This is a genomic window from Micromonospora sp. WMMD730 (assembly GCF_049178955.1).
Taxonomy (GTDB): Bacteria; Actinomycetota; Actinomycetes; order Mycobacteriales; family Micromonosporaceae; genus Micromonospora; species Micromonospora wenchangensis.
In genome coordinates this window covers 6,160,280-6,183,952 of sequence record NZ_JBMHML010000002.1, presented here as the reverse complement: position 1 = coordinate 6,183,952, position 23,673 = coordinate 6,160,280, and the positions used below count along the sequence as shown (strand labels likewise).

Genomic DNA, 23,673 nt, shown 5'->3' with positions numbered 1-23,673 from the left:
GCCGTGGCGCAGCAGGTGCACCTTCTGTCAGGAGAGTTTCGTATGGCTGAGGACAATCGGCGCTGGCCGTTGAGCAGCGAGCAGCAGCGGCTGTGGTTCCTCGACCGGCTGACGCCGGCGAGTGCCGCGTACCACGTCCCGGTCTCGTGGCGGTTGCGGGTCGACGTGCCGCTGCCGGCGGTCGTCGCCACCGTCGGGCGCCTGCTGGCCCGGCACGACGCGTTGTTCCTGGCCTTCGACGAGGTCGACGGCGAGCCCGTGCAGCGGCTGGTGTCCACCCGCGAGGTTCCCCTGACGGTCCACGACCTCACCGACCACCCCGCCGCCGAGCGCGACGCGCGCAGCGCCGAGGTGGTCCGGGAGGTGTCCCGCGCCCCGTTCGACCTGCGCGTCGGGCCCCTGGTCCGGGCAGCCGTCTTCACGGTCGACGGCCAGGTAGGGCTGCTCCACCTGACCTTCCACCACATCGCCGTCGACGGCCTCTCCCTGGAGATCATCGAACGCGAACTCGCCGTCGGCCTCAGCGACGCCGCCGGCCTCGGCGACGGCCCGCGGCAGAGCGACGCCGCCGGATCGAGCAACGCCGTCGGGGCCGGTGCCGCCGGCGGGTCGGGGGACACCGCCGGGTCGGCGGTGCCGGCCTACGTCGAGCACTGCCTCCGGCAGCAGCGGTGGCTGGCCGGACCGCAGGCGCAGCGGGAACTCGACAGCCGCGTGGCGCAGTTGCGGGGCGCGCCGGAACTGCTCGAACTCGGGCGGGACCGCAACCGGCCCCGGGACTTCAGCTATCGCGGGGAGACCCTGCGGTTCACGGTGCCGCCGCAGTTCCGCGACCGGGTGCGGGAGCTGGCCGGCCAGCACGGGGTCACGCCGTACGTGGTGCTGCTGGCGGCCTTCACGGTCTTCCTGCACCGGCAGAGCGGCCAGACCGACGTGGTCGTCGGTTCGCCGGTCGCCGGCCGGGGGGACAGCCGGTTCCTGGACGTGGTCGGGTTGTTCGCCGGCACAATGGTGTCCCGTACCGACCTGAGCGGCGAACCGACGTTCGGAACCGTCGTGGCGCGTACCCAGGAGTCGGTGCTGGCCGCCCTGGAACACCTGGACGTGCCGTTCGACCACCTGGTCAACCGGCTGGTGCCGCAGCGGGTGCCGAGCCACGGCCCGCTCGTGCAGGTGCTGTTCGCGTTCCACGAGAACGGGCCGGGTGCGGTCGGCGGGTCGTTCCTGAGCCGCGAGTTCGTGCCGACGGACACCGCGAAGCTGGACCTCACGTTCACCGTCTACGACGTGGCCGGCCGGTACGACGTCGAGATCGAGTACTGCACGGACCTGTTCCTGCGCCCCACGGTCGAACACTTCTTCCGGCACTGGTCGAGTCTGCTGGGCAGCGCCCTCGACCGGCCTGACCTGGCGATCGGGCAGCTCGCGGCGATGGACGACACCGAGCGGGAGCTGGTGCGGTCCTGGACCACACCGTCCCCGGTGGACCTTCCCGACGGCGAGTTGGTGCATGAGTTGGTGGGTCGGTGGGTGGGTGTGTCGCCGGGTGCGGTGGCGGTGGTGTGTGGGGAGGTGGTGTTGACGTATGGGGAGTTGGGGGTGTTGTCGGATCGGGTGGCGGGGTTGTTGCGGGGTTTGGGTGTGGGTGGTGGTGGGTTGGTGGGGGTGTGTGTGGGGCGGTCGGTGGATGCGGTGGTGTGGTGTTTGGGGGTGTTGAAGGTTGGTGCGGCGTATGTGCCGTTGGATGTTGATTATCCGGTGGAGCGGTTGTCGTTGATGTTGGTGGATTCGGGTGTGTCGGTGGTGTTGGGGGGTTCGGGTGTGGCGGGGCGGTTGCCGTCGGGTTCGTGGCGGGTGGTGGAGATCGGTGTGGACGGTCCGGAGCCGGAGGCTGGGCAGGGGGCGGAGGTGCCGGCTCCGGTGGTGACGGGGGACAGTGCGGCGTATGTGATCTACACGTCGGGCTCGACCGGCCGACCCAAGGGCGTCACGGTGACCCACCGCAACGCCGCCCGGCTGTTCGCCTCGGCGGCCCGGGAGTTCCGGTTCGGCCCCGACGACGTCTGGTCGATGTTCCACAGCATGTCGTTCGACGTCAGCGTCTGGGAGATCTGGGGTGCGTTGAGCACCGGCGGCCGGCTGGTCGTGGTGCCCTACTGGGTCTCCCGCAGCCCCGAGGACCTGTACGCGCTGGTCCGGGACGCGCAGGTGACCGTGTTCAGTCAGACGCCGTCGGCGTTCGTCCAGTTCGAGGCCGTCGACGCCCGCCTGCGCGACCCGCTGCGGCTGCGCTACGTCATCTTCGCCGGTGAGGCGTTGGAACGCGGCTCGGTACGCCGGTGGACGCAGCGGCACGGCGCGGACCGCCCCCGGCTGGTCAACATGTACGGGATCACCGAGACCACCGTGCACGACACCTTCCGCGAGATCGTGCCGGACGACCTGGACCGGGCGCTCACCCAGATCGGCCGCCCCCTGGCGGACCTGGCGATCCACGTCCTGGACCGGTACCTGCGCCCCTGCCCGGTCGGCGTCACCGGGGAGATGTACGTCGGCGGTCCGGGGGTGGCCCGGGGCTACCTCGGCCAACCCGGCCTGACCGCGGGACGTTTCGTAGCGGACCCGGTGGGCGCCGAGCCGGGGGCCCGCCTCTACCGCAGCGGCGACCTGGCCCGGTGGCGTCCGGACGGGACCCTGGAGTACGCGGGCCGCGCCGACAGCCAGGTCAAGATCCGCGGCTTCCGGGTGGAGCTGACCGAGATCGAGGCGACCGCCCACCAGTTCCCCGGCGTCACCGCCGCGGCGGTCACCATCCGCCCCGACGACGCCGGGGCACCGCAGCTCATCGCGTACGTGTCGGGGGAGGCCGGGTCGGCGGTGCCGGTCGCCGACCTGCGGCAGTGGCTGGCGGACCGGCTGCCGGACTACATGGTGCCGGGGCGGTTCGTGGAGTTGGCGGCGATCCCGCTGACGCCGAGCGGCAAGACCGACCACCGGCGGCTGCCCGACCCGGACGAGGCCCGCCCCGCCGGCAGCGGTGACTACGTGGCGCCGCAGGGACCGGTCGAGCGGCGGCTCGCCGAGATCTGGGTCGAGGCGCTCGGCCCGGTCCAGGTGGGCCGGCACGACAACTTCTTCCACCTGGGTGGGGACTCGATCCGCAGCATCCGGGTGCTCGGCGCGGCCCGCGCCAGCGGCATCTCCTTCGCGTTGCAGGAGCTGTTCCACCGGCCGACGGTCGCCGAACTCGCCACCGTCTGCACGGTCGTCGACCTGCCCGACGCCCCGGTACGTCGACCGTTCGAACTGGTCGCCGCCACCGACCGGGCGCACCTGCCGGACGGTCTCGTCGACGCGTACCCGATGACCGCGTTGCAGGTGGGCATGGTCTACGAGATGACCCGCGACCTGGAGCGGCTGCCGTACCACAACGTCGACAGCATGAAGGTGCGGGCACCGTTCGAGGCGGACGCCTTCACCCGGGCGGTCGCCCACGTGGTACGCCGGCATCCGATCCTGCGCACGGCGCTGTCGTTGACCGACCACAGCGAGCCGCTGCAACTGGTGCACGCCGAGGCGGTCCTGCCGGTCGGCGTCGACGACCTGCGTCACCTGGACGAGGCGGCGCAGGACGAGATCGTCCGGTCCTACCTGGAACACCAGCGGGTCACCCCGTTCGACCACGACCGCCCGCCGCTGCTGCGGATGCACGTGCACCGCCGCTCGGACGAGGTGTTCCAGTGGACGCTGACCGAGCACCACGCCGTGTTCGACGGCTGGAGCCTGCACTCCACCCTCAGCGAGATCATGCGGGTCTACCAGGGCCTACGTGCCGGCGTGGAGCCGACCGACCCGCCGTTGAGCGCGCAGTACCGCGACTTCGTCGAGCTGGAACGCGCCGCGCTGACGTCGGCGGAGACCGAGCAGTTCTGGCGCGAGCGGCTGGCCGACCCGCCGGACACCCGGCTGCTGCGCTGGCCCGACGGGCCGGTGCCGGAGCTGCCCGCCGAGTCCCGCTTCACGGGCGAGTGGTGGTACGCCACCGACGCCCGCCAACGGTACGGCTCGGTCGAGACGGTGCTCAGCCCGGAACTCTGCACGGCCCTGCGGGAGCTGGCCACCCGGTGCGGCGCCTCGCTGAAGACCCTCTTCGTCGCCGCCTGCCTGCGTACCGTCGGCTACGCCACCGGCGCGACGGACGTCCTGGTCGGGGTGACCGCCAACGGCCGCCCCGAGGAGCGTGGCGGCGACGACGTCCGTGGGCTGTTCCTCAACACGCTGCCGTTCCGGCTGGTGCTGCCGGACGGCCGGTGGACCGACCTGATCGCCGAGGTCTTCGCGGCCGAACGGGACATGTTGCCGCACCGCCGCTTCCCGATGGCCGAGATGCAACGCCGGCTCGGCATGGACCAGCCGGTCAACGTCAACTTCGTCTACAACCACTTCCACGTGATGGCCGAGATGCTGTCCGACCGGGGCACCGAGATCCTCGACGGCAAGATCGGCAGCTTCTCCACCGTCCGGGCCGAGCCGACGAACTTCCCGCTCAACATCGGGGTCGTCCGGGACCCGGTCTCCGACCGGGTGCTGCTGGCGATGGACTTCCACACCGACGCGGTGCGGGCCGAGCAGGTCCGGCTGCTGCGCGACTGGTTCGTGGCCGCCCTCTGGGACATGGTGACCGCCCCCGACCGTCACTACCTGCGCGGACCGCTGACGACCGGGCCGGCCCCGACCGGCGTGCCGGCCCTGGTCGACGTGGCGGCGGCGGGCCCGGGGGTCACCGGTCCGGCGGGGCCGGTGGCGTGGACCGACCCGGCGGACGCGGGCGCAGGCGAGTTGGTGCATGAGTTGGTGGGTCGGTGGGTGGGTGTGTCGCCGGGTGCGGTGGCGGTGGTGTGTGGGGAGGTGGTGTTGACGTATGGGGAGTTGGGGGTGTTGTCGGATCGGGTGGCGGGGTTGTTGCGGGGTTTGGGTGTGGGTGGTGGTGGGTTGGTGGGGGTGTGTGTGGGGCGGTCGGTGGATGCGGTGGTGTGGTGTTTGGGGGTGTTGAAGGTTGGTGCGGCGTATGTGCCGTTGGATGTTGATTATCCGGTGGAGCGGTTGTCGTTGATGTTGGTGGATTCGGGTGTGTCGGTGGTGTTGGGGGGTTCGGGTGTGGCGGGGCGGTTGCCGTCGGGTCCGTGGCGGGTGGTGGAAGTGGATGCCGAGGGTGCGGCGGTGGGGGTGCCGGCCGCGCCGGTGGGGGTGCCGGCGTCGCCGGGGGTGAGCGGGGACAGTGCGGCGTATGTGATCTACACGTCGGGCTCGACCGGCCGGCCCAAGGGCGTCACCGTCCCGCACTCCGCGGTCACCCGGCTGCTGCACTGGGGGCGGGACTTCCTGGACGCCGGCCCCGACGACGTCTGGTCGATGTTCCACAGCATGTCGTTCGACTTCTCCGTCTGGGAGATCTGGGGTGCGTTGAGCACCGGCGGCCGGCTGGTCGTGGTGCCCTACTGGGTCTCCCGCAACCCGGAGGACTTCCACCGGCTGGTGACCGGGGCCGGGGTGACCGTGCTCAACCAGACCCCCTCGTCCTTCGCCCAGTTCGAGGAGGTCGACTCCCGGTCGGACCAGCCGCACGCGCTGCGCTGGGTGATCTTCGGCGGCGAGGCGCTGGAACACGCGTCGGTGCGCCGCTGGGCCGCGCGGCACGGCTGGGACCGGCCCCGGCTGGTCAACATGTACGGGATCACCGAGACCACCGTGCACGTCACCGCCCGTACCCTCAGGCCGGACGACGTCGGGGACGGTCTGAGCCGGATCGGCCGCGAGGTGGCCGGGCTGACCGCCCACGTCCTCGACCCGATGCTGGTCCCCGTCCCGATCGGCGCGGTCGGCGAACTGTACGTCGGCGGCGCGCGGCTGGCCCGGGGGTACGCCGGCCGGCCGGCGCTGACCGCCGAGCGGTTCGTCGCCGACCCGTACGGCAGCCGGCCCGGTGGGCGGCTGTACCGCACCGGTGACCGGGTGCGGCTGCGCCCCGACGGCGACCTGGAGTACGCCGGCCGGGTCGACAACATGGTCAACATCAGGGGCTTCCGGGTCGAGCCCGGCGAGATCGAGGGCACCCTCGCCCGGCACCCGGCGGTCGGCGCGGCCGTGGTGACCGCCCGCACCGACGGGCCCGGCCGGGTCACCCTGGTCGGCTACGTCACGCCGGCCGGCACCGCCACCCTCACCGCCACCGAGGTACGCGAGTGGCTGCGCCACCAGCTTCCCGAGTACCTGCTGCCGGCCCGGCTCATGGTGCTCGACGCGCTGCCGCTGACGCCCACCGGGAAGGTCGACCGGGCGGCGCTGCCCGAACCCGACCTCGACGGCGCGGTCACCGGCCCGGCCGCCCGGACCCCGGCCGAACGCCTCCTCTGTGACCTCTTCGCCGAACTGCTCGGCGTGCCCGAGGTGGGCATCGACGGCAGCTTCTTCGGCCTCGGCGGCGACAGCATCATGTCCATCCAACTGGTCAGCCGGGCCCGTCGCGCCGGCCTGCACCTCAAACCGAAGGACGTCTACCAGCAGCGCACCGTCCGCGCCCTGGCCGCCGTGGCGACCACCGTGGACGACCGGACCGTCGAACGCCCGGACGACGCGACCGGCGCGGTGCCGGTGACGCCGATCCTGGCCTGGGCCCGGGAGGAGTTGGGCGGCCCACTGGAGGCGTTCAGCCAGTCGATGCTGGTCCGGGTGCCCGCCGCGACGACCGTCGACCAGGTGCGGGAGGCGCTGCAGGCGCTGCTCGACCACCATCCCGCGCTGCGGATGCGGGCCCGAACCGGGGACGGGCCGTGGGAGCTGGAGATCCCGCCCGCCGGGGCGGTACGCGCCGAGGACTGCCTGCACACCGTCGACCTGACCGACGCCACCCCGGCCGGGCGCTCGACGGCCCTCGCCGACCAGGCACAGGCCGCCCGGGACCGGTTGCGTCCCGCCGACGGGGTGCTCGTGCAGGCCGTCTGGTTCCCGGCCGGCCCGCAGACCGGCAACCGGCTGCTGCTGGTCGTCCACCACTTCGCCGTCGACGGGGTGTCGTGGCGCATCCTGCTCGCCGACCTCCGGGCCGCCTGCGCCGCGCTCGGCGACGGGAGACCGCCGACGTTGGAGCCGGTGGGCACGTCCCTGCGTGGCTGGGCACGGCAGGTCGCGGCGCTCACCGACGGACCGGTCCGCGAGGACGAACTGGCCGGCTGGACGCGGCTGCTGGACCGGCCGGCGACGCCGCTCGGCGAGCGCCCCCTCGACCCCCGGGTCGACGTCTTCGCCCGGCTGCGCAGCCTCTCCCGCAGCGCCTCGACGGACTGCACCTCGGCCGTGCTCACCACCGCCCCGGCCGCGTACCGCACCGGGGTGGACGAGATCCTGCTGACCGCGCTGGCCCTGGCGCTGCCGCCGTGGCTGGCCCGGCGGGGCCGGGGCGGCACCGACGGGGTGCTGGTCAACCTGGAGGGGCACGGCCGCGACGGTCTGGTGCCGGACGCCGACCTGTCCCGCACCGTCGGCTGGTTCACCCGCATCCACCCCGTCCGGCTCGACCCGGGTCCGGTGGACGCCGCGCAGGTCCGCTCCGGCGGTCAGGCGGTCAGCGCCGCGGTGAAACGGATCAAGGAGCAGCTCCGCGCCCTGCCACCCGCCGGCGGGTACGGCGTACTGCGCTATCTCGACCCGCGTACCGGCCCGGTGCTGGCCGGGATGCCGGCCCCCCAGGTGGCCTTCAACTACCTGGGCCGGTTCCCCGCCGCCGCACCGGACGACTGGGGGCCGGCCGAGGAGGGCGCGGTGCTGCGGGGCGGGGCCGATCCCCGGCACCCCGTGCCGCACGTGCTGGAGGTCGCCGCCGTCACCGTCGACGGCCCGACCGGCCCGCACCTGCGGACCACCTGGTCGTGGCCGGCGGAACTGCTGGCCGAGACCGACGTGGCCGACCTCGCGGACGACTGGCACGCCGCCCTGGAGGCGGTGGTGGCCGGCGCGACGGCACCCGCCGCCGGCGGTCCCACGCCGTCGGACCTGACGCTGGTCACGCTGAGCCAGGACGAGATCGACGACCTTGAGCAGGAACTGGCGGCGGAACAGGGAGCGGTGTCATGACCACGTCGAGCATCGAGGACATTCTGCCGCTGGCACCCCTGCAGGCCGGGATGATGTTCCACTCCTGGCACCAGAGCAGCGGGCCGGAGGTGCAGACCGCGCAGCTGATCCTGGACCTGCACGGTCCGCTGGACGTCGCCGCGCTGCGGGCGGCGGCGGAGGCGCTGCTGCGCCGCTACCCCAACCTGCGGGCGAGTTTCCGGGAACGCCGCTCCGGCCCACCCGTGCAGGTGGTCGTCCGCCAGCCGGAGCTGTCCTGGACGGAGGTCACCGTCGCACCGCAGGAGGACCCGGACGCCGCCCTCGCCCGGCACACCGAGGCCGACCAGGGACGGCGGTTCGACCTGCGGCGGGCCCCGCTGATCGGGTTCCGGCTGATCCGGGTCGACAGCCACCGGCACCGGCTGGTCGTCACCTACCACCACATCCTGCTCGACGGCTGGTCCACCGCCCTGCTCATCCGTGACCTGTGCTCCCTCTACGAGCAGGGCGACGTGCTGCCACCGGCCCCGTCGTACCGGGACTTCCTGGGCTGGCTGGCCGGGCGGGACCGGCCGGGCGCGGAGGCGGCCTGGCGCACGGCGCTGGCGGACCTGGCCGGGCCCACCCTCGTCGCCCCGGCCGACCCGACCCGCGTCCCGGTCTGGCCCGGCGACCTGCCTGCCGAACTCGACCCGGCGGCCACGGCGGACCTGGTGGCGTTCGCCAGGCGGCACGACCTCACCGTCAACACCCTCGTGCAGGGCGCGTGGGCGCTGCTGATCGGCCAGCTCACCGGACGCGACGACGTGACGTTCGGCGCGGCGGTCTCCGGCCGGCCACCCGAGCTGCCCGGGTCCGAGAACATGGTCGGGCTGCTGATGAACGTGGTGCCGGTACGGGTCCGGCTGCGCCGCGACGAACCCCTGTCGGCGCTGCTGACCCGCCTCCAGCACGAGCAGGCGCAGCTCATCGAGCACCACCACCTGGGCCTGGCCGACATCCAGAAGGTCGCCGGGACCGGCGAGCTGTTCGACACCTGCGTCGCGTTCGAGAACTTCCCCGACTCCGGTGAGCTGCGCTGCGGGCCGCTGCGGGTGGAGGCGGGTGCCGCCGACGCCGCCCACTACCCGCTGAGCCTGAACGCGGCGGCCGGCACCCGGCTGCGGATGCGGCTGTCGTACCGGCCCGACCTGTTCCCGGTGGGGTTCGCCCGGGGGCTGCTGCGCCGGTTCACCCGGCTGCTGACCGAACTGCCCACCCTGCTCGGGACGCGTACCGGCCGGCTCGACCTGCTCGACGTGCCCGAGCGGCTCCGGCTGTCGACCCAGGGCCGCAACCCCGACCCGGTGCCGGTGGCGACCCTGCCGGCCCTGGTCGAGGCGTGGGCGGCCGGCACGCCCGACGCGGTCGCCGTCCGCTGCGGGGCGGACCGGCTGACGTACGGGGGGTTGAACGCGCGGGCGAACCGGCTCGCCCACGCGCTGATCGCCCGGGGGATCGGCCCGGAGCAGCTCGTCGCGCTGGTCCTGCCGCGCGGGGTGGACCTGGTCACCGCGATCCTCGCGGTGACCAAGGCGGGAGCCGGGTACCTGCCGGTCGACCCGGAGTACCCGGGCCCGCGCGTCGCGCAGATGCTCGCCGACGCCGCGCCGGCCGGCGTGGTGTTCGCCGGGGCGGACGCCGCGCCGACGGCCCGCGCCGCCGCCGTGGCCGCCGACCTGCCCCGGATCGACCTCGACGACCCGGCGCTGCTCGCCGAGCTGTCCGGGCACCCGGACCGCGACCCCACCGACCGGGACCGCCGCACCCCGCTGCTGCCGACCCACCCGGCGTACGTGATCTTCACCTCCGGGTCCACCGGCCGGCCGAAGGGCGTCGTCGTCACCCACCAGGGCGTCAGCAGCCTCGCCGCCACCCAGGCCGACCGGCTCGGCGTGGACGGTCGGGCCCGCGTCCTCCAGTTCGCCTCACCCAGCTTCGACGCCTCGTTCTGGGAACTGTGCATGGCGTTGACCTCGGGCGCGGCCCTCGTCGTGCCGACCGAACGGCTGCTCGTCGGCGACCTGCTCGCCGACTTCGTCCGGGCCCACGGGATCACCCACGCGACGCTGCCCCCGGCGGTGCTCACCCCGCTGGCCGCGCAGCCCCTGCCCACCCTGCGTTCCCTGGTGCTGGCCGGCGAGGCGTGCCCCGCCGAACTGGTGACCCGCTGGGCGGAGGGCCGCCGCATGGTCAACGCGTACGGCCCGACGGAGACGACGGTCTGCGCCACCATGAGCGCCGACCTGCGGGCCGACCGGGCCGGGTCCGGGGCCGCCGTGCCCATCGGCCGTCCGGTCCGCAACTGCCAGGTGTACGTCCTCGACGACGCCCTGCGGCTGGTCCCCGCCGGGGTGGCCGGTGAACTGTACGTCTCCGGCCGGGCCCTGGCCCGGGGCTACCTGCGCCGGCCGGGGCTGACCGCGACCCGGTTCCTGGCCGACCCGTACGCGGGGCCGGGGGAGCGGATGTACCGCACCGGTGACCTGGTGCGCTGGCGTCCCGACGGCGAGCTGGAGTTCGTCGGCCGGGTGGACGACCAGGTGAAGGTGCGCGGCCACCGGATCGAACCGGGCGAGGTGGAGGCGGTGCTGACCCGGCACGACACGGTCGCCCAGGCGGCGGTGGTCGTCCGGGAGGTGGGCGCGGGCGGGCGGCAACTCGTCGGCTACCTGGTGGGCCCGCCGGACGGCCCCGCCCCCGACCCGGCCACGGTCCGCGCCTTCGTCGCCGGCCACCTGCCCGAGTACATGGTGCCGAACGTCCTGGTGCCCCTGGCGGCCCTGCCGCTGAACCGCAACGGCAAGGTCGACCGGGCGGCCCTGCCCGCACCCGACCAGGAGCCGACGACCCCCGCCGACCAGCCGGGCACCGCCACCGAGAAGCTGCTGTGCGACCTGTTCGCCGAGGTGCTGGGGGTGCCCACGGTCGGCGTCACGGACAGCTTCTTCGGCCTCGGCGGCGACAGCATCTCGTCGATCCAGCTGGTCAGCCGGGCGCAGAGCGAGGGGCTGGCCATCCGGCCCCGGGACGTCGTCGCGCACCCGACCGTCGCCCGGCTCGCCGCCGTCGCCGACCTGGCCGCCGACCACAGCCGGGACGCCGCCGTCAGCCGTGCCGACGACGGGGTGGGCGAGTTCGAGCCGACGCCGATCATGGAGTGGCTGCGGGCGGCCGGCGGACCGGTCGACGGCTACTACCAGTCCATGGTGGTCCGGGTCCCCGCCGACCTGACCGAACCGGATCTCCGTGCCGCCCTCCAGGCGGTGCTGGACCGGCACGACACGCTGCGGATGCGGCTGGACCGGCCGTCCTGCCCCGACGGCCCGTGGCGGCTGGACGTGGCGGCACCGGGCAGCGTACCGGCCGCGTCGGTGCTGACCCGGGTGCCCGTCGACCCGGACACGCCGGAGCCGGACCGCCGCCGGATCGTCGCCGACCACGCGGCGGCGGCCCAGGCCCGGCTCGCGCCGGGTGCGCGGATGATGCTCCAGGCCGTCTGGTTCGACGCCGGACCCGGGCACCGGGGCCGGCTGCTGCTGGCCGCCCACCACCTCGCCGTCGACGCGACGTCCTGGCGGATCCTGCTGCCCGACCTGGCCGCCGCGTGGGCGGCCGTGTCCGCCGGTGGACGGCCCGAGCTGGCCCCGGTCACCACCTCGTACCGGCGGTGGTCGACGCTGCTGGGCGAGGAGGCGACCCGACCGGCCCGCAGCGCCGAACTGGACCTGTGGCGCGGGATGCTGGCCGCGCCCCCGCCGCCGGTCGGCGTCCGTGCCCTGGACCCGGCCCGGGACACCGCCCGGACCGCCCGTTCGCTGGCGCAGACCGTCCCGGTGGAGCTGTCGGCGGCGCTGCTGCGCCGGGTGCCGGACGCGCTGCACGCCCGGGTCGACGAGGTGCTGCTGGCCGCGCTGACCGTCGCGGTCGCGTCGGGCCGGCCCGGCGGGCTGCTGGTCGACGTCGAGAGCCACGGCCGGGAGCCGCTGGCCGACCACGTCGACGTCGCCCGTACCGTCGGCTGGTTCACCAGCCTGTACCCGGTGCGACTGGACCCGGGGGCGGTGGACTGGGCGCAGGTGTGGGCCGCCGGGCCCGCCGTCGGCACCGTCGTGCGGCGGGTCAAGGAGCAGCTCCGCGCGGTGCCCGACCACGGCATCGGGTACGGGTTACTGCGCTACCTGAACCTGGCCACCGGCCCCGAACTCGCCGGACTGGGCCGCCCGCAGCTCGGCTTCAACTACCTGGGCCGGCTCGGTGGCGGCACGGCCGAGGCGGACTGGACCCCCGTACCGCAGGACGCCCTCGGCGGTGACGTCGACGCGGACATGCCGCTGCCGCACGCGGTGTCGCTGAACGCCGTCACCGTGGACCTCGCCGACGGGCCGCAGCTGCGGGCCACCTGGACCTGGGCCGGCGACGCCGTGCCCGAGGCCCGGGTCCGCGAGCTGGCCGACGGGTGGCTGCGCGCGCTGGAGGTGCTGGCGGACAGCACCGCGACCCCGGCGGTGGGCCGGATCCCCTCCGACTTTCCGCTGGTCACGATCGGTCAGGGGGAGCTGGACACGATCTCGGCCGAGCATCCCCGGCTGACCGACCTGCTGCCGCTGGCCCCGTTGCAGGAGGGCATCCTCTACCACGCCACGTACGCCGGGACCGGCGCGGACGTCTACACCGCCCAGCTGACCCTGGAGCTGACCGGCCGGCTGGACCCGGCGGCCCTGCGTCGGGCCGCCCGGGACCTGCTGACCCGGCACCCGCACCTGGGTGCGGCGTTCCGGCAGCGGCTCACCGGCCCCCCGGTGCAGGTGATCGGCGACGGCGTCGAGCTGCCCTGGCAGGAGGTCGACCTGTCGGCGCTGCCCGCCGGGCAGGCGCAGGCCGAGGCCGCCCGCATCGCCGACACGCAACGGCGTCGACGCTTCGACCCGGCCCGGCCGCCGCTGCTGCGGTTCAGCCTGGTCCGCCTGGGTGCCGAACGGTACCGCCTCGACTTCACCCACCACCACATCCTGCTCGACGGCTGGTCGCTGTCGCTCGTCGTCCGCGACCTGATCGCGCTCTACGAGCACCATCGGGGGGCCGCCGCCCCGCCGCCGCCGGTGCCGTTCCGCACCTATCTGGACTGGGTGGCCCGGCAGGACCGGCCGGCCGCCGAGGAGGCGTGGCGGACGGCGCTGGCCGGGCTGGCCGAACCGACCCTGCTGGCCGGGCCGGGTGCCGCCCACCCGACGGCGCTGCCCCGCGACCTCGACGTCGAGCTGGACGAGGGGCTGACGGCGGCGCTGACCGCCCTGGCCCGGGAGCGGGGCGTCACGGTGAACACCGTGCTCCAGGCCGCCTGGGGGGTGCTGCTCGGTTACCTGACCGGGCGTGCCGACGTGGTGTTCGGGATGCCGGTGGCGGGCCGCCCGCCGGAGCTGCCCGGCGTCGCGACGATGGTGGGGCTGTTCCTCAACACGCTGCCGGTACGGGTACGGACCGGCCCCGGGGAGGCGTTCGGCGACCTGCTGACCCGGCTGCACGGCGAGCAGTCCGCGCTGGTGCCGCACCAGTACCTGGGGCTGGGCGCGGTGCAGCGGCTCGCCGGCACCCCCGGCACCCTCTTCGACACCCTGTACGTCTTCGAGAACTACCCGGTCGCGCTGGACGGCACCCCGGCCCTGGGCGAGGCCCGGATCACCGACGTGCAGGGCCGCGACGCCACCCACTACCCGCTCGCCGTGGTGGTGCTCCCCGGGGCCCGGATGCGGATCCGCCTCAGCCACCAGCCGGATCTGGTCTCCCCGGCGACCGCCGACGCGGTGCTGGAACGGTTGCGGGCGCTGCTGGCGGCGGTCGTCGCCGACCCGGGTATCCCGGTGGCCCGGCTGTCCCCGCTCACCGGGGCGGACCGGCGGCTGCTCGCCGAGGCCAACGACACGACCGTCCCGCCGGCCCGGACCGACCCGGACACGCTGGTCGGCCGGTTCGAGGCGCAGGTGCGACGCACCCCGGACGCGGTCGCCGTCCACGACGGCGACGGGGAGCTGAGCTACGCCGACCTGGACGCCGCCGCCAACCGGCTGGCCCACCTGCTGATCGGGCGCGGCGTCGGCCCGGAACGGGTGGTGGCCGTCGCGCTGCCCCGCTCCACGGCCAGCCTGGTGGCGATCCTCGCCACGGTCAAGGCGGGTGCCGCGTACCTGCCGGTGGACCCGGAGTATCCGGCGGCACGGCGGGCCCTGATGGTCAGCGACAGCGGGGCCGACTGCGTGCTGACGACCGGGGGGACCGTCGGGCAGTGGGTCGCCGCGGGCTGCCCCGCCGACCGCTGCCTCGACGTCGACGCCCCGGCCGTGGGGGAACTGCTCGCCCGGCAACCGGCGACCGCCCCCACCGACCGGGACCGGTCCACGCCGCTGCGCGTCGCCCATCCCGCCTACGTCATCTACACCTCCGGCTCGACCGGCCGGCCCAAGGGCGTCGTCGTGCCGCACGCCGGCATCGTCAACCGGCTGGCCTGGATGCAGGACCGGTACCGGCTGACCGCCGCCGACCGGGTCCTGCACAAGACGAGCCTCAGCTTCGACGTGTCGGTGTGGGAGATGTTCTGGCCGCTGTCCACCGGCGCGGCGGTCGTCGTCGCCGACGCGGACGACCAGCGGGACCCGACCAGGCTGGCCCGGCTGATCGAGCGGCAGCGGGTCACCACCGCCCACTTCGTACCGTCGGTGCTGGCCGCCTTCCTGGCCGAGCCGGTCGCGGCGCACTGCGTCGGCCTGCGCCGGGTGATCTGCAGCGGCGAGGCACTGGACCCGGAACTCGCCCACCGGTTCCACGCCACCTGCGGCGCGGACCTGCACAACCTGTACGGGCCCACCGAGGCGTCCGTGGACGTCACCCACTGGCCGGTGCCGGCGGGCAGCCGGGCGGCGTACGTGCCGATCGGGCGGCCCATCTGGAACACCCGGGTGCACGTGCTGGACGGTTTCCTGCGTCCGGTGCCCCCGGGGGTGGTGGGTGACCTCTACCTGACCGGCGTCGGCCTGGCCCGGGGCTACCTGGACCGCCCCGGGCTGACCGCCGAGCGGTTCCTGGCCGACCCGTTCGGCGGGCCGGGGGAGCGGATGTACCGCACCGGGGACCGGGCAGCCTGGGACCCCGCCGGCCAGGTGGTCTTCCACGGGCGCGACGACCAGCAGGTCAAGGTGCGGGGCTTCCGCGTCGAACTGGGCGAGATCGACGCGGCGCTGGCCCGCTGCGCCGGGGTGCTGGCGGCGGCGACGGCGGTCCGCGAGGACGTGCCGGGCATCCGCCGGATCGTCGGGTACGTGGTGCCGACGCCGGCAGCCCCGTTCGATCCGGTCCGGTTGCGCGACGAACTGGCCGCGAGCCTGCCGGCGCACCAGGTGCCGGCGGCGTTCGTCGCGCTCGACGCGTTGCCGCTCGGGCCGACCGGCAAGCTCGACCGGGCGGCCCTGCCCGCGCCGCCGGTGCCCACGGCCGACCCGGTCGCCGCCGCGCCGCTCGACGGGCTGCCGGCCCGGCTGTGCGAGCTGTTCAGCGAGGTGCTGGGGGTGCCGGCGGGGGTCGACGACGACTTCTTCGACCTGGGCGGGGACTCGTTGACCGCGATGCGGCTGGTGCACGGCGTCGAGGCGGCGCTCGGCGTCGACCTGGAGGTCGTGGAGCTGATGGCGCACCCCACCCCCGCCCGGCTGGCCGCGCGCCTGCCCGAACCGGTGCCGGCCGCCGACTGACCCGGCCGCCCTCCCACCGACCAGCGGCCGTCCGTCGGCCGACCCCACCCCTGCGAACGAAGGTTGACGACAATGCTGACGCTGGGATTCAGCGGCCTCGACCGCGGCACGGCGCTCAAGCGCGCGATACTCGGCGACGGGTGGCGGCGGGAACAACGGATCGTCCAGGGCCTGGACTCCGCGGCGGCGCTGGTCGACGAGACCGGGGTGATCGCCGCCGCCGCCCAGGAACGCTACGACGGCGACAAGGGCACCGGCCGCTTCCCCCGGGACGCGATCGACGCCTGCCTGCGGGCGGCCGGGGCGACGATGCGTGACGTCGCGGTCGTCGCGCACGGCTTCCGCTACGAACCGTCCCCGGTCTGGCAGCTCGACCACCTCTCCACCCGCTGGTACGAGGAGGTGTACGCGCAGCGCGTCCAGCGGGAGGTCTTCGCCGCCCACTACCCGCCGGCCGTCGGCGAACCCCGGTTCGTGCACGTCGGGCACCACGTGGCCCACGCCGCCAGCAGCTACTACCTCAGCGGGTTCGACGAGGCGCTGGTAATGGTGGCCGACGGCATGGGCGAGCAGGAGTCGCTGACGGTGTTCGCGGGGCGGGGCGCGGTGCTCGACCCGCAGGGCAGTTACCCGATCATGAGTTCGCTGGGCATCCTCTACAGCGTCTTCACCCACTATCTCGGCTTCCAACCCGGGATGGACGAGTACAAGGTGATGGGCCTGGCCCCCTACGGCGACCGGCAGCGCTACCGGGCCACCCTCGACGAGTTCGTCCGGCTCGACCCCGACGGCGGGTACGCCGTACCGCTGCTGTCGGCCAACAAGTCCCCGATGGAACGCGAGACGCACCAGGGGGTGCTGCGCCGGCTGGAGGAGAAGCTCGGGCCGGCCCGCGAGCCCGACGCGGAGCTGGGGCAGCACCACATGGACGTGGCCGCCGCCCTGCAGGACGCGCTGGAACGCACCCTGCTGCACGTGCTGACCGAGTACCGCCGCCGCACCGGGCTGCGTCGGCTCTGCCTGGCCGGCGGGGTCGCGCTGAACTGCTCGGCGAACGGGGTGATCCTGCGCAGCGGCCTCTTCGACGAGGTGTTCGTCCAGCCGGCCTCCGGGGACGACGGCACCGCGCTCGGGGCGGCCCTGGCCGCGCTGCGCGAGGCGCGGCCGGCGACGCCGACCGGGATGCGGATGCCGTACTGGGGGGACGGGTGCACCGCCGACGACGTCGCGGCGGCGCTGCGGGACCTCGGTCCGGGTTTCGAGATCCGCCGGTACGCCGAGGCGGACCTGGTCCGCGAGACGGTCGCGTTGATCGAGGGCGGGGCCACCGTGGCGGTGTGCCAGGGCCGGATGGAGTTTGGCCCGCGTGCCCTGGGCAACCGCAGCATCCTCGCCGACCCGCGCTCGCCCACCATGCGCGAACACCTCAACACGGTGGTCAAGCAGCGTGAGGAGTTCCGCCCGTTCGCCCCGGCGGTGCCGGTGGAGGACGCCGCCAGGTACTTCGACATCCCGCCGGGCACGGAGGCGGCGTTCCGGCACATGCTGATGGTCACCGGCGTCCGGGCGCCCTACCGGGACCGGTTGCCCGCCGTCACGCACGTCGACGGGTCGGCCCGGGTGCAGGTGGTGCACCGCGAGGACGCGCCGCTGTTCTGGGGGCTGCTGCGCGAGATGGGCCGGCGGACCGGGCTGCCGGTGCTGGTCAACACGTCGTTCAACCTGCGCGGTCAGCCCATCGTCCGGACCCCGGCCGAGGCGGTCGCCACCTTCGCCCGGTCCACCCTGGACGCCCTCGTCCTCGACGGCCACCTGGTCCGCCGCACCGCCGGGGGGCCCGCGTGAGCGTCGACCACGAGCCGGCGGCGGTCGACACCCCGCCGTACGAGGAGATCGTCCGGGCCGCCTTCGGTCAGGTGCTCCGGCGGGCGGAGATCGCCCCGGACGCCGACTTCTTCGACCTCGGCGGGCAGTCCCTACAGGCCGTGGAGGTGGCGCTCGAACTGCGTCGGCGGATCGGCGTACCGGTCGAGATGGACCTGCTGTTCCGCTACCGACGGCCGGTCGACCTGGTGGCGCACCTGGCCCGGCTCGCGCCGCCGGCCCGCCGGGTGCCGATCTCGCCGACCGAGGAGCGGCTGCTGTTCCTGGACCGGATGCACCCGGACTCGCCGCTGTACTGCGTCCCGGTGCGGTACGAGTTCGCCGGTACGGTCGACGCCGAGGCGCTGCGCGCCGCCCTGCAGGAGCTGGTGGACCGGCACGAGGCGCTGCGGACCTGCTTCCCGGCGGACGGGCGGAAACTGGTCCGGACGGCCGCCACACTGCCGTGGACGGTCGTCGACCTGTCCGGGGAGGAACCGGACCGGGCCGCCGCCGAGTCCCGGCGGCACCTCGACGCGGAGGCCCGCCGCCCGGTCCCCACCGACGTGCCGCCGCTGGCCCGCGCCTGCCTTGTCACCGAGCCCGGCGACCACGCGGTGCTGCTGCTCACCCTGCACCACCTGATCGCCGACCAGCACTCGCTGGACCTGCTCGACAGCCAGCTCCAGCAGGCGTACGGCGCCCGGGTCGGCCTCGCCGGGGAGCTGCCACCGGTACGCCGCCGGGGCCTGGCCAACCGGCCCGACACGGCGGAGTCACTGGCCCACTGGCGGGCTCAGCTCGCCGGGCTGGGCGGTCGGCTGGCGCTGCCGACCGACCGGCCCCGACCCGAGGTGGTGGGCCCGGCGGGCGCGGTGGTGACCGCGCCGCTCGACCCGGCGCTCGTCACCCGGCTGACCGACCTGGCGCGGGACTGCGCGGCGTCGGAGTTCATGGTGCTGCTCGCCGCCTACACGGCCTTCCTCAGCCGGGTCGCCGCGCCCGTGGGCACGACCCACGCGTCCGACGTGGTGGTCGGCGCGCCGTTCGGTGGGCGGACGGTGGACGACGAGGACACCGTCGGCATGTTCGTCAACGTCCTGCCGGTCCGGGCCCGGATCGACGCCGACACCACCTTCCGGGACCTCGTCACCCAGGTCCGTGCGCAGGTCAGTACGGCGCTCGCGTACCAGTGGACGCCGTTGCAGGAGCTGGTGGCGGAGCTGACCGACGCCGCCGGGCCGGACGGGAACCCGCTGACCCAGGTCGGCATCTCGCACGTCGACGACCGCGACTGGCGTTGGGCGCCGGCCGGCGCACCGGCCGTGCGGGAGGTGCTGTCCACCGGCACCGCCAAGTTCGAGCTGCTGTGGACCGTCACCACCGGGACGACGTCGGCGACGTCCGCCCTGGAGGTCGCCGCCGACCTGTTCACCCCGGAGCGGGCGCGGGAACTGCACGCCACCCTGCTGGCCGACCTCGCCCGGCTCAGCGCCGCCCCGGACACCCCGGTGGTGTCGGGACCGTCGGTGGCACCGGCGGTCGCCCACGGGTACGTCCGTCAGCCCGCCGAGCGGCCGGTGCACGAGGTGGTGGCGCTGCGGGCGCGGGCCCACCCGGAGGCGGTCGCGGTCCGGCACGGCGACCGGGAGCTCAGCTACGGCGCGCTGGACACCGCCGCCGCCGGCCTCGCGGGGCGGCTCGTCGCGGCGGGCGTACGACCGGGGGACCGGGTGGCGGTCGCCGCCGCACGGGGCGCGGACGCGGTGACCGCGTTCCTGGCCGTGCTGCGCGCCGGGGCGGCGTACGTGCCCGTCGACGTGGCCCAGCCGCCGACCCGCAGCCGGGCGATCGGGCGGGACAGCGGGGTGCGGCTGGCGCTGTGCGAGCGGGGCCGCGAGGACCACGTGCCGCCCGGGGTGCCGACGATCGAGCTGCCCGGGGCGGTCGGTGCTGCGGTGGGGGCGGCCGGTGCTTCCGGACCGGTCGGGTCGTCGCACGTCCCGGTGACGGTCCGGCACCCGGCGTACGTCATGTACACCTCCGGGTCCACCGGTACGCCGAAGGGGGTGGTGGTGCCGCACGAGGCGATCCTGCGGCTGGTGCCGCACTCCAACTTCCTGCGGCTGGGGCCGGACGACGTCGTCGCGCACCTGTCGAACACCGCCTTCGACGCGGCCACCCTGGAGATCTGGGGCGCGCTGTGCGCGGGCGCGACGCTGGTGGTGGTGCCCCGCGAGGTCACCCTGTCGCCGTACCGGCTGGGGCGGTTCCTCGCCGAGACCGGGGTGAGCGTCATGTTCACCACGAACGCCCTGCTCAACGCGATCGTCACGCACGTGCCCGACGCCTTCGCCCGGCTCCGGGTGCTGCTGATCGGCGGCGACCAGTACGCGCTGGCGCAGATCCGCCGGATGCTGGCCGCCGGTGCGCCGCAGCACCTGGTCAACGCGTACGGGCCGACGGAGAACACCACCTTCTCGGCCGCGCACGAGGTCGTCCCCGCCGACCTGGACGGGGGCGTCATCCCGATCGGCGGCCCGATCGACGGCGGCTACCTGCGGGTGCTCGACGACCGGCTGACCCCGGTCACCCCCGGCGGCACCGGTGAGCTGTACGTCGGCGGGCAGGGGCTGGCCGACGGTTACGTGGGCGATCCGGGGCGTACCTGCACGGCGTTCGTCGCGGACCCGTTCGCCGACGCGCCCGGCCAGCGGCTCTACCGCACCGGCGACCTGGTACGGCTGCGGCCCGACGGGGATGTGGTGTTCCTGGGCCGCCGCGACGACCAGGTGAAGATCAGTGGGTTCCGGGTGGAGTTGGGCGAGGTGGAACGGGTGCTCGGCGACTGCCCGCAGGTGGGTGACCACGCGGTGGTGGCGGTCACCGACGCGGAACCGGTGGAACTCGTCGCCGTGTCGACGGGCCCGGCCGAGCCGTCCGAGGTGCGGGAGTTCCTGCGGGCCAACCTGCCCCCCTACATGGTGCCGGCGCGGTGCCACCGGCTGCCGGCCCTGCCGGTGACCCCCAACGGCAAGGTGGACCGGGCGGCGCTGCTGGCGGCGCTCGGCCGCGACCCGGACCCGGAACCGCCCGTCCCCGCCGACCCGCCCGTCCCTGACGCCGCCTCCCCGCCGGGGGACCCGGTCGCCGCCGGGCTCGCCGACATCTGGCGGGACCTGCTGGGGGTGACGGAATTCGGCGCGGACAGCCAGTTCTTCGCGCTCGGCGGCACCTCGATCAAGGCCCTGCACCTGGTCGGCGCGGTGCACCGGCGGTTCGGTGTCGACCTGCGGATCGTCACCGTGTTCCGCCGGCCGTCCTTCGCCGACCTGGCCCGGGAGATCGCCGACCTGGTGCGGACCGAGCAGAGGGGGAACGGCGATGGACCTGGGCGACCCTGACCTGTACCTCGACCCCGGCCGGTTCGCCAGGTGGCGTCGGTACGCCGCCGACGACGCCGTGCTGTGGAGCGACGCCGGCACCTCACCGGGTGGCTTCTGGTCGGTCTTCTCGCTGGCCGGGTGCCGCGCGGTGCTGGCACCGAAGGCCGCGTTCACCTCCGAGTACGGGATGATGATCGGCTTCGACCGTGACCACCCCGACAAGGCGGGCGGCGGGATGCTGGTGGTCGCCGACGGCCCCCGGCACACCCGGCTGCGCAGCGTCATCATGCCCTTCCTGTCCAGGGCGATGGCCGAGTCGCTGGAGGACGTCGTCCGGCAGGAGGTCCGCCAGCTCGTCGCGGACGCCGTGTCGGCGGGCGGCCTCGACGTCGCCGCCTCCCTCGGGCCGGTGATCCCGGCGAGCGTCGTCTGCCGCCTGCTCGGCGTGCCGGCGACAGACCGGGACATGCTGATCGAGCTGACCAGCCACGCCTTCGGCGGCGCGGACAGTTCCTTCGACCGGATGCCCCCGGAGGCGGCGCACTCGGAGATGATCCTCTACCTCGCCGACCTGGTGGCCGAGCGGCGACGCAGCCCGGGTGACGACCTGATCAGCGCGCTGGCCGGTGACCCCCGGTTCGACCTGCGTGAGGTCCTTCTGAACTGCGACAACGTCCTGGTCGGCGGCAACGAGACGACCCGGCACGCGATCGCCGGCTGCTTCCACGCGCTGGCCACCGCCGCCGGCACCCTGGACCGGCTGCGCACCGACCCGGACCTCGTCGGGCCGCTCGTCGAGGAGGTCATCAGGTGGACCTCACCCGCGATGCACGTGCTGCGGGTCGCCACCGAGGACGTCGAGCTGCCCGGTCAGCGGGTGGCCAGCGGCGAGGCGGTGGTGGCCTGGCTGCCGGCGGCCAACCGCGACCCCCGGCACTTCGCGGCGGCCGACGAGTTCCGTCCCGGCCGCCCGGCCAACCATCTGGGGTTCGGCTACGGCCCGCACCACTGCCTGGGGGCCGCGCTGGCCCGGCTGGAACTGCGGGCGCTGCTGCTCGCGCTGGCCGAGTTCGTCGACTCGGTGTCCGTGGTCGGCGAGCCGGTGCCGCTGCGCTCCAACCTGGTCCACGGCTACCGCCACCTGCAGGTACGGCTGGAACCCGTGGGCCGTGCCACCAACCACCGAGAGGCGCTGAGTTGAGTGACCGCGTTCAGGGACGCCCGGTTCCGTCGGCTGTACGTCGGCGACGCCCTGTCGGGCTTCGGGGACACCGCGCTGCTGCTGGCCCTCGGCATCTGGGTCAAGGACCTCACCGGGAGCAACTCGGCCGCCGGTGCCGTGTTCCTGGCGATGGGCCTGCCGGTGCTGTTCGCCCCGCTGGCCGGACGGCAGATCGACCGGGTACGCCGCAAGCCGCTGCTGATGGCGACCAACGCGATCGCCGGGCTGGCGGTGCTGGCGCTGCTGCTGGTCCGGACCGCCGACCACACCTGGATCATCTACGGCGTCGCCATCGTGCACGGCTGTGTCGCCACGGTGCTCATGGCGGGGCGCAACGCCCTGCTCAAGGACCTGCTGCCCGACAGTGACCTGGGCTCGGCAAACGCGGCGTTCGGCACCCTGTTCGGGTTCACCCGGATTCTCGCGCCACTCGTCGGTTCCGGCATCTACGCCGCGTTCGGCGGTCACCTGCTGGCGCTGATCGACGCGTTGACCTTCCTCGCCGCCATCATCGCGCTGGCCACGGTGCGGGTCGCCGAGTCGCCACCGGAACGCAGCGGGGAACGGTTCGGCACCGAACTGCTCGCCGGCCTGCGCCACATCCGGTCGGTTCCGCTGCTGTCCCAGGTCACCGTCGTCAGCGCCGTCGCGTTCGGGGCGGTGGGCTTCCTGGAACCGATCATCTTCGTGGTGGTCGAGGACGGGTTGCACCGGCCGGCGGCGTTCTTCGGGGTGATCGTCAGTGTCCAGGGGATCGGTTCCATCGTCGCCGGCTTCACCGGCGCGTGGCTGCTGCGCCGCGTCGGCGAGGCGAGGGCCATCGGCGGCGCCCTGATCGGCCTCGGGGTGGGCTGCGCCGCCCTGGCCGTCGGCGCGACAGCGGTGGTGCTGGGCGGGGCGGTGGGCATCGGGCTCGCGGTCACCTGGTTCTCGATCGGCTGGAACACCCTGTTGCAGCGGCACACCCCGTCGCGGCTGCTGGGGCGGGCCTTCACCACGGCGGGGATGCTGGTGACGATCCCGCAGACGGCGGCCATCGGTGTCGCCGCCGCCCTCATCGTCGTCGTCGACCACCGGCTCCTGCTCGCCGTCCTGTCGCTGGTGATCCTGCTGGCCGGGCTGCGCCTGCTGACCCACCCGAAGCCGGCCCCGGAACCCGTCGCCACCGACGCCGACCCGGCACCCGACGGGGACGCGGCAGCCGACCGGGACGCCGCGTCGGCCGGCGGACCGGCAGCCGACCGGGACGCGGTGCCCGGCGGCGTGGTGCCCGGTCGCCGGGAGTGACCGGTCCCGTGTCCGCCCGACC

The 23,673-nt window shown here is 74.5% G+C and carries 6 protein-coding genes; all 6 read left to right on the top strand.

Going from position 1 to position 23,673, the window contains the following annotated elements; genetic code table 11:
• Positions 1 to 42 precede the first annotated feature (42 nt).
• The gene (locus tag ACN265_RS26225) at positions 43 to 8,130 is read left to right on the top strand and encodes an amino acid adenylation domain-containing protein (RefSeq protein WP_421410256.1); all 8,088 of its coding nucleotides are present in this window, start codon (positions 43 to 45) and stop codon (positions 8,128 to 8,130) included.
• Positions 8,127 to 15,893 carry an amino acid adenylation domain-containing protein gene (locus tag ACN265_RS26220; protein ID WP_421410254.1) on the top strand — a complete coding sequence of 2,589 codons (7,767 nt, stop codon included), beginning with the start codon at positions 8,127 to 8,129 and terminating at the stop codon, positions 15,891 to 15,893. Before ACN265_RS26225 ends, ACN265_RS26220 begins: the two co-directional genes overlap by 4 nt.
• A 72-nt stretch (positions 15,894 to 15,965) precedes the next feature.
• Positions 15,966 to 17,738 carry a carbamoyltransferase gene (locus tag ACN265_RS26215; RefSeq protein WP_420117397.1) on the top strand — a complete coding sequence of 591 codons (1,773 nt, stop codon included), beginning with the start codon at positions 15,966 to 15,968 and terminating at the stop codon, positions 17,736 to 17,738.
• Positions 17,735 to 21,160, top strand: a complete 3,426-nt coding sequence (locus ACN265_RS26210; RefSeq protein WP_421410253.1) for an amino acid adenylation domain-containing protein — start codon at positions 17,735 to 17,737, stop codon at positions 21,158 to 21,160. The genes ACN265_RS26215 and ACN265_RS26210 overlap by 4 nt, the downstream gene beginning before the upstream one ends.
• The gene (locus ACN265_RS26205) at positions 21,141 to 22,343 is read left to right on the top strand and encodes a cytochrome P450 (protein ID WP_421410251.1); all 1,203 of its coding nucleotides are present in this window, start codon (positions 21,141 to 21,143) and stop codon (positions 22,341 to 22,343) included. Before ACN265_RS26210 ends, ACN265_RS26205 begins: the two co-directional genes overlap by 20 nt.
• Positions 22,344 to 23,651 (top strand): MFS transporter, encoded by a 1,308-nt coding sequence (locus ACN265_RS26200; protein ID WP_421410250.1) that lies wholly within the window; start codon positions 22,344 to 22,346, stop codon positions 23,649 to 23,651.
• Positions 23,652 to 23,673 lie beyond the last annotated feature (22 nt).

Coding starts and splice junctions, on each gene's coding strand:
- ACN265_RS26225 (WP_421410256.1), top strand. CDS start 43: ATGGCTGAGGACAATCGGCGCTGGCCGTTGAGCAGCGAGCAGCAGCGG.
- ACN265_RS26220 (WP_421410254.1), top strand. CDS start 8,127: ATGACCACGTCGAGCATCGAGGACATTCTGCCGCTGGCACCCCTGCAG.
- ACN265_RS26205 (WP_421410251.1), top strand. CDS start 21,141: ATGGACCTGGGCGACCCTGACCTGTACCTCGACCCCGGCCGGTTCGCC.
- ACN265_RS26215 (WP_420117397.1), top strand. CDS start 15,966: ATGCTGACGCTGGGATTCAGCGGCCTCGACCGCGGCACGGCGCTCAAG.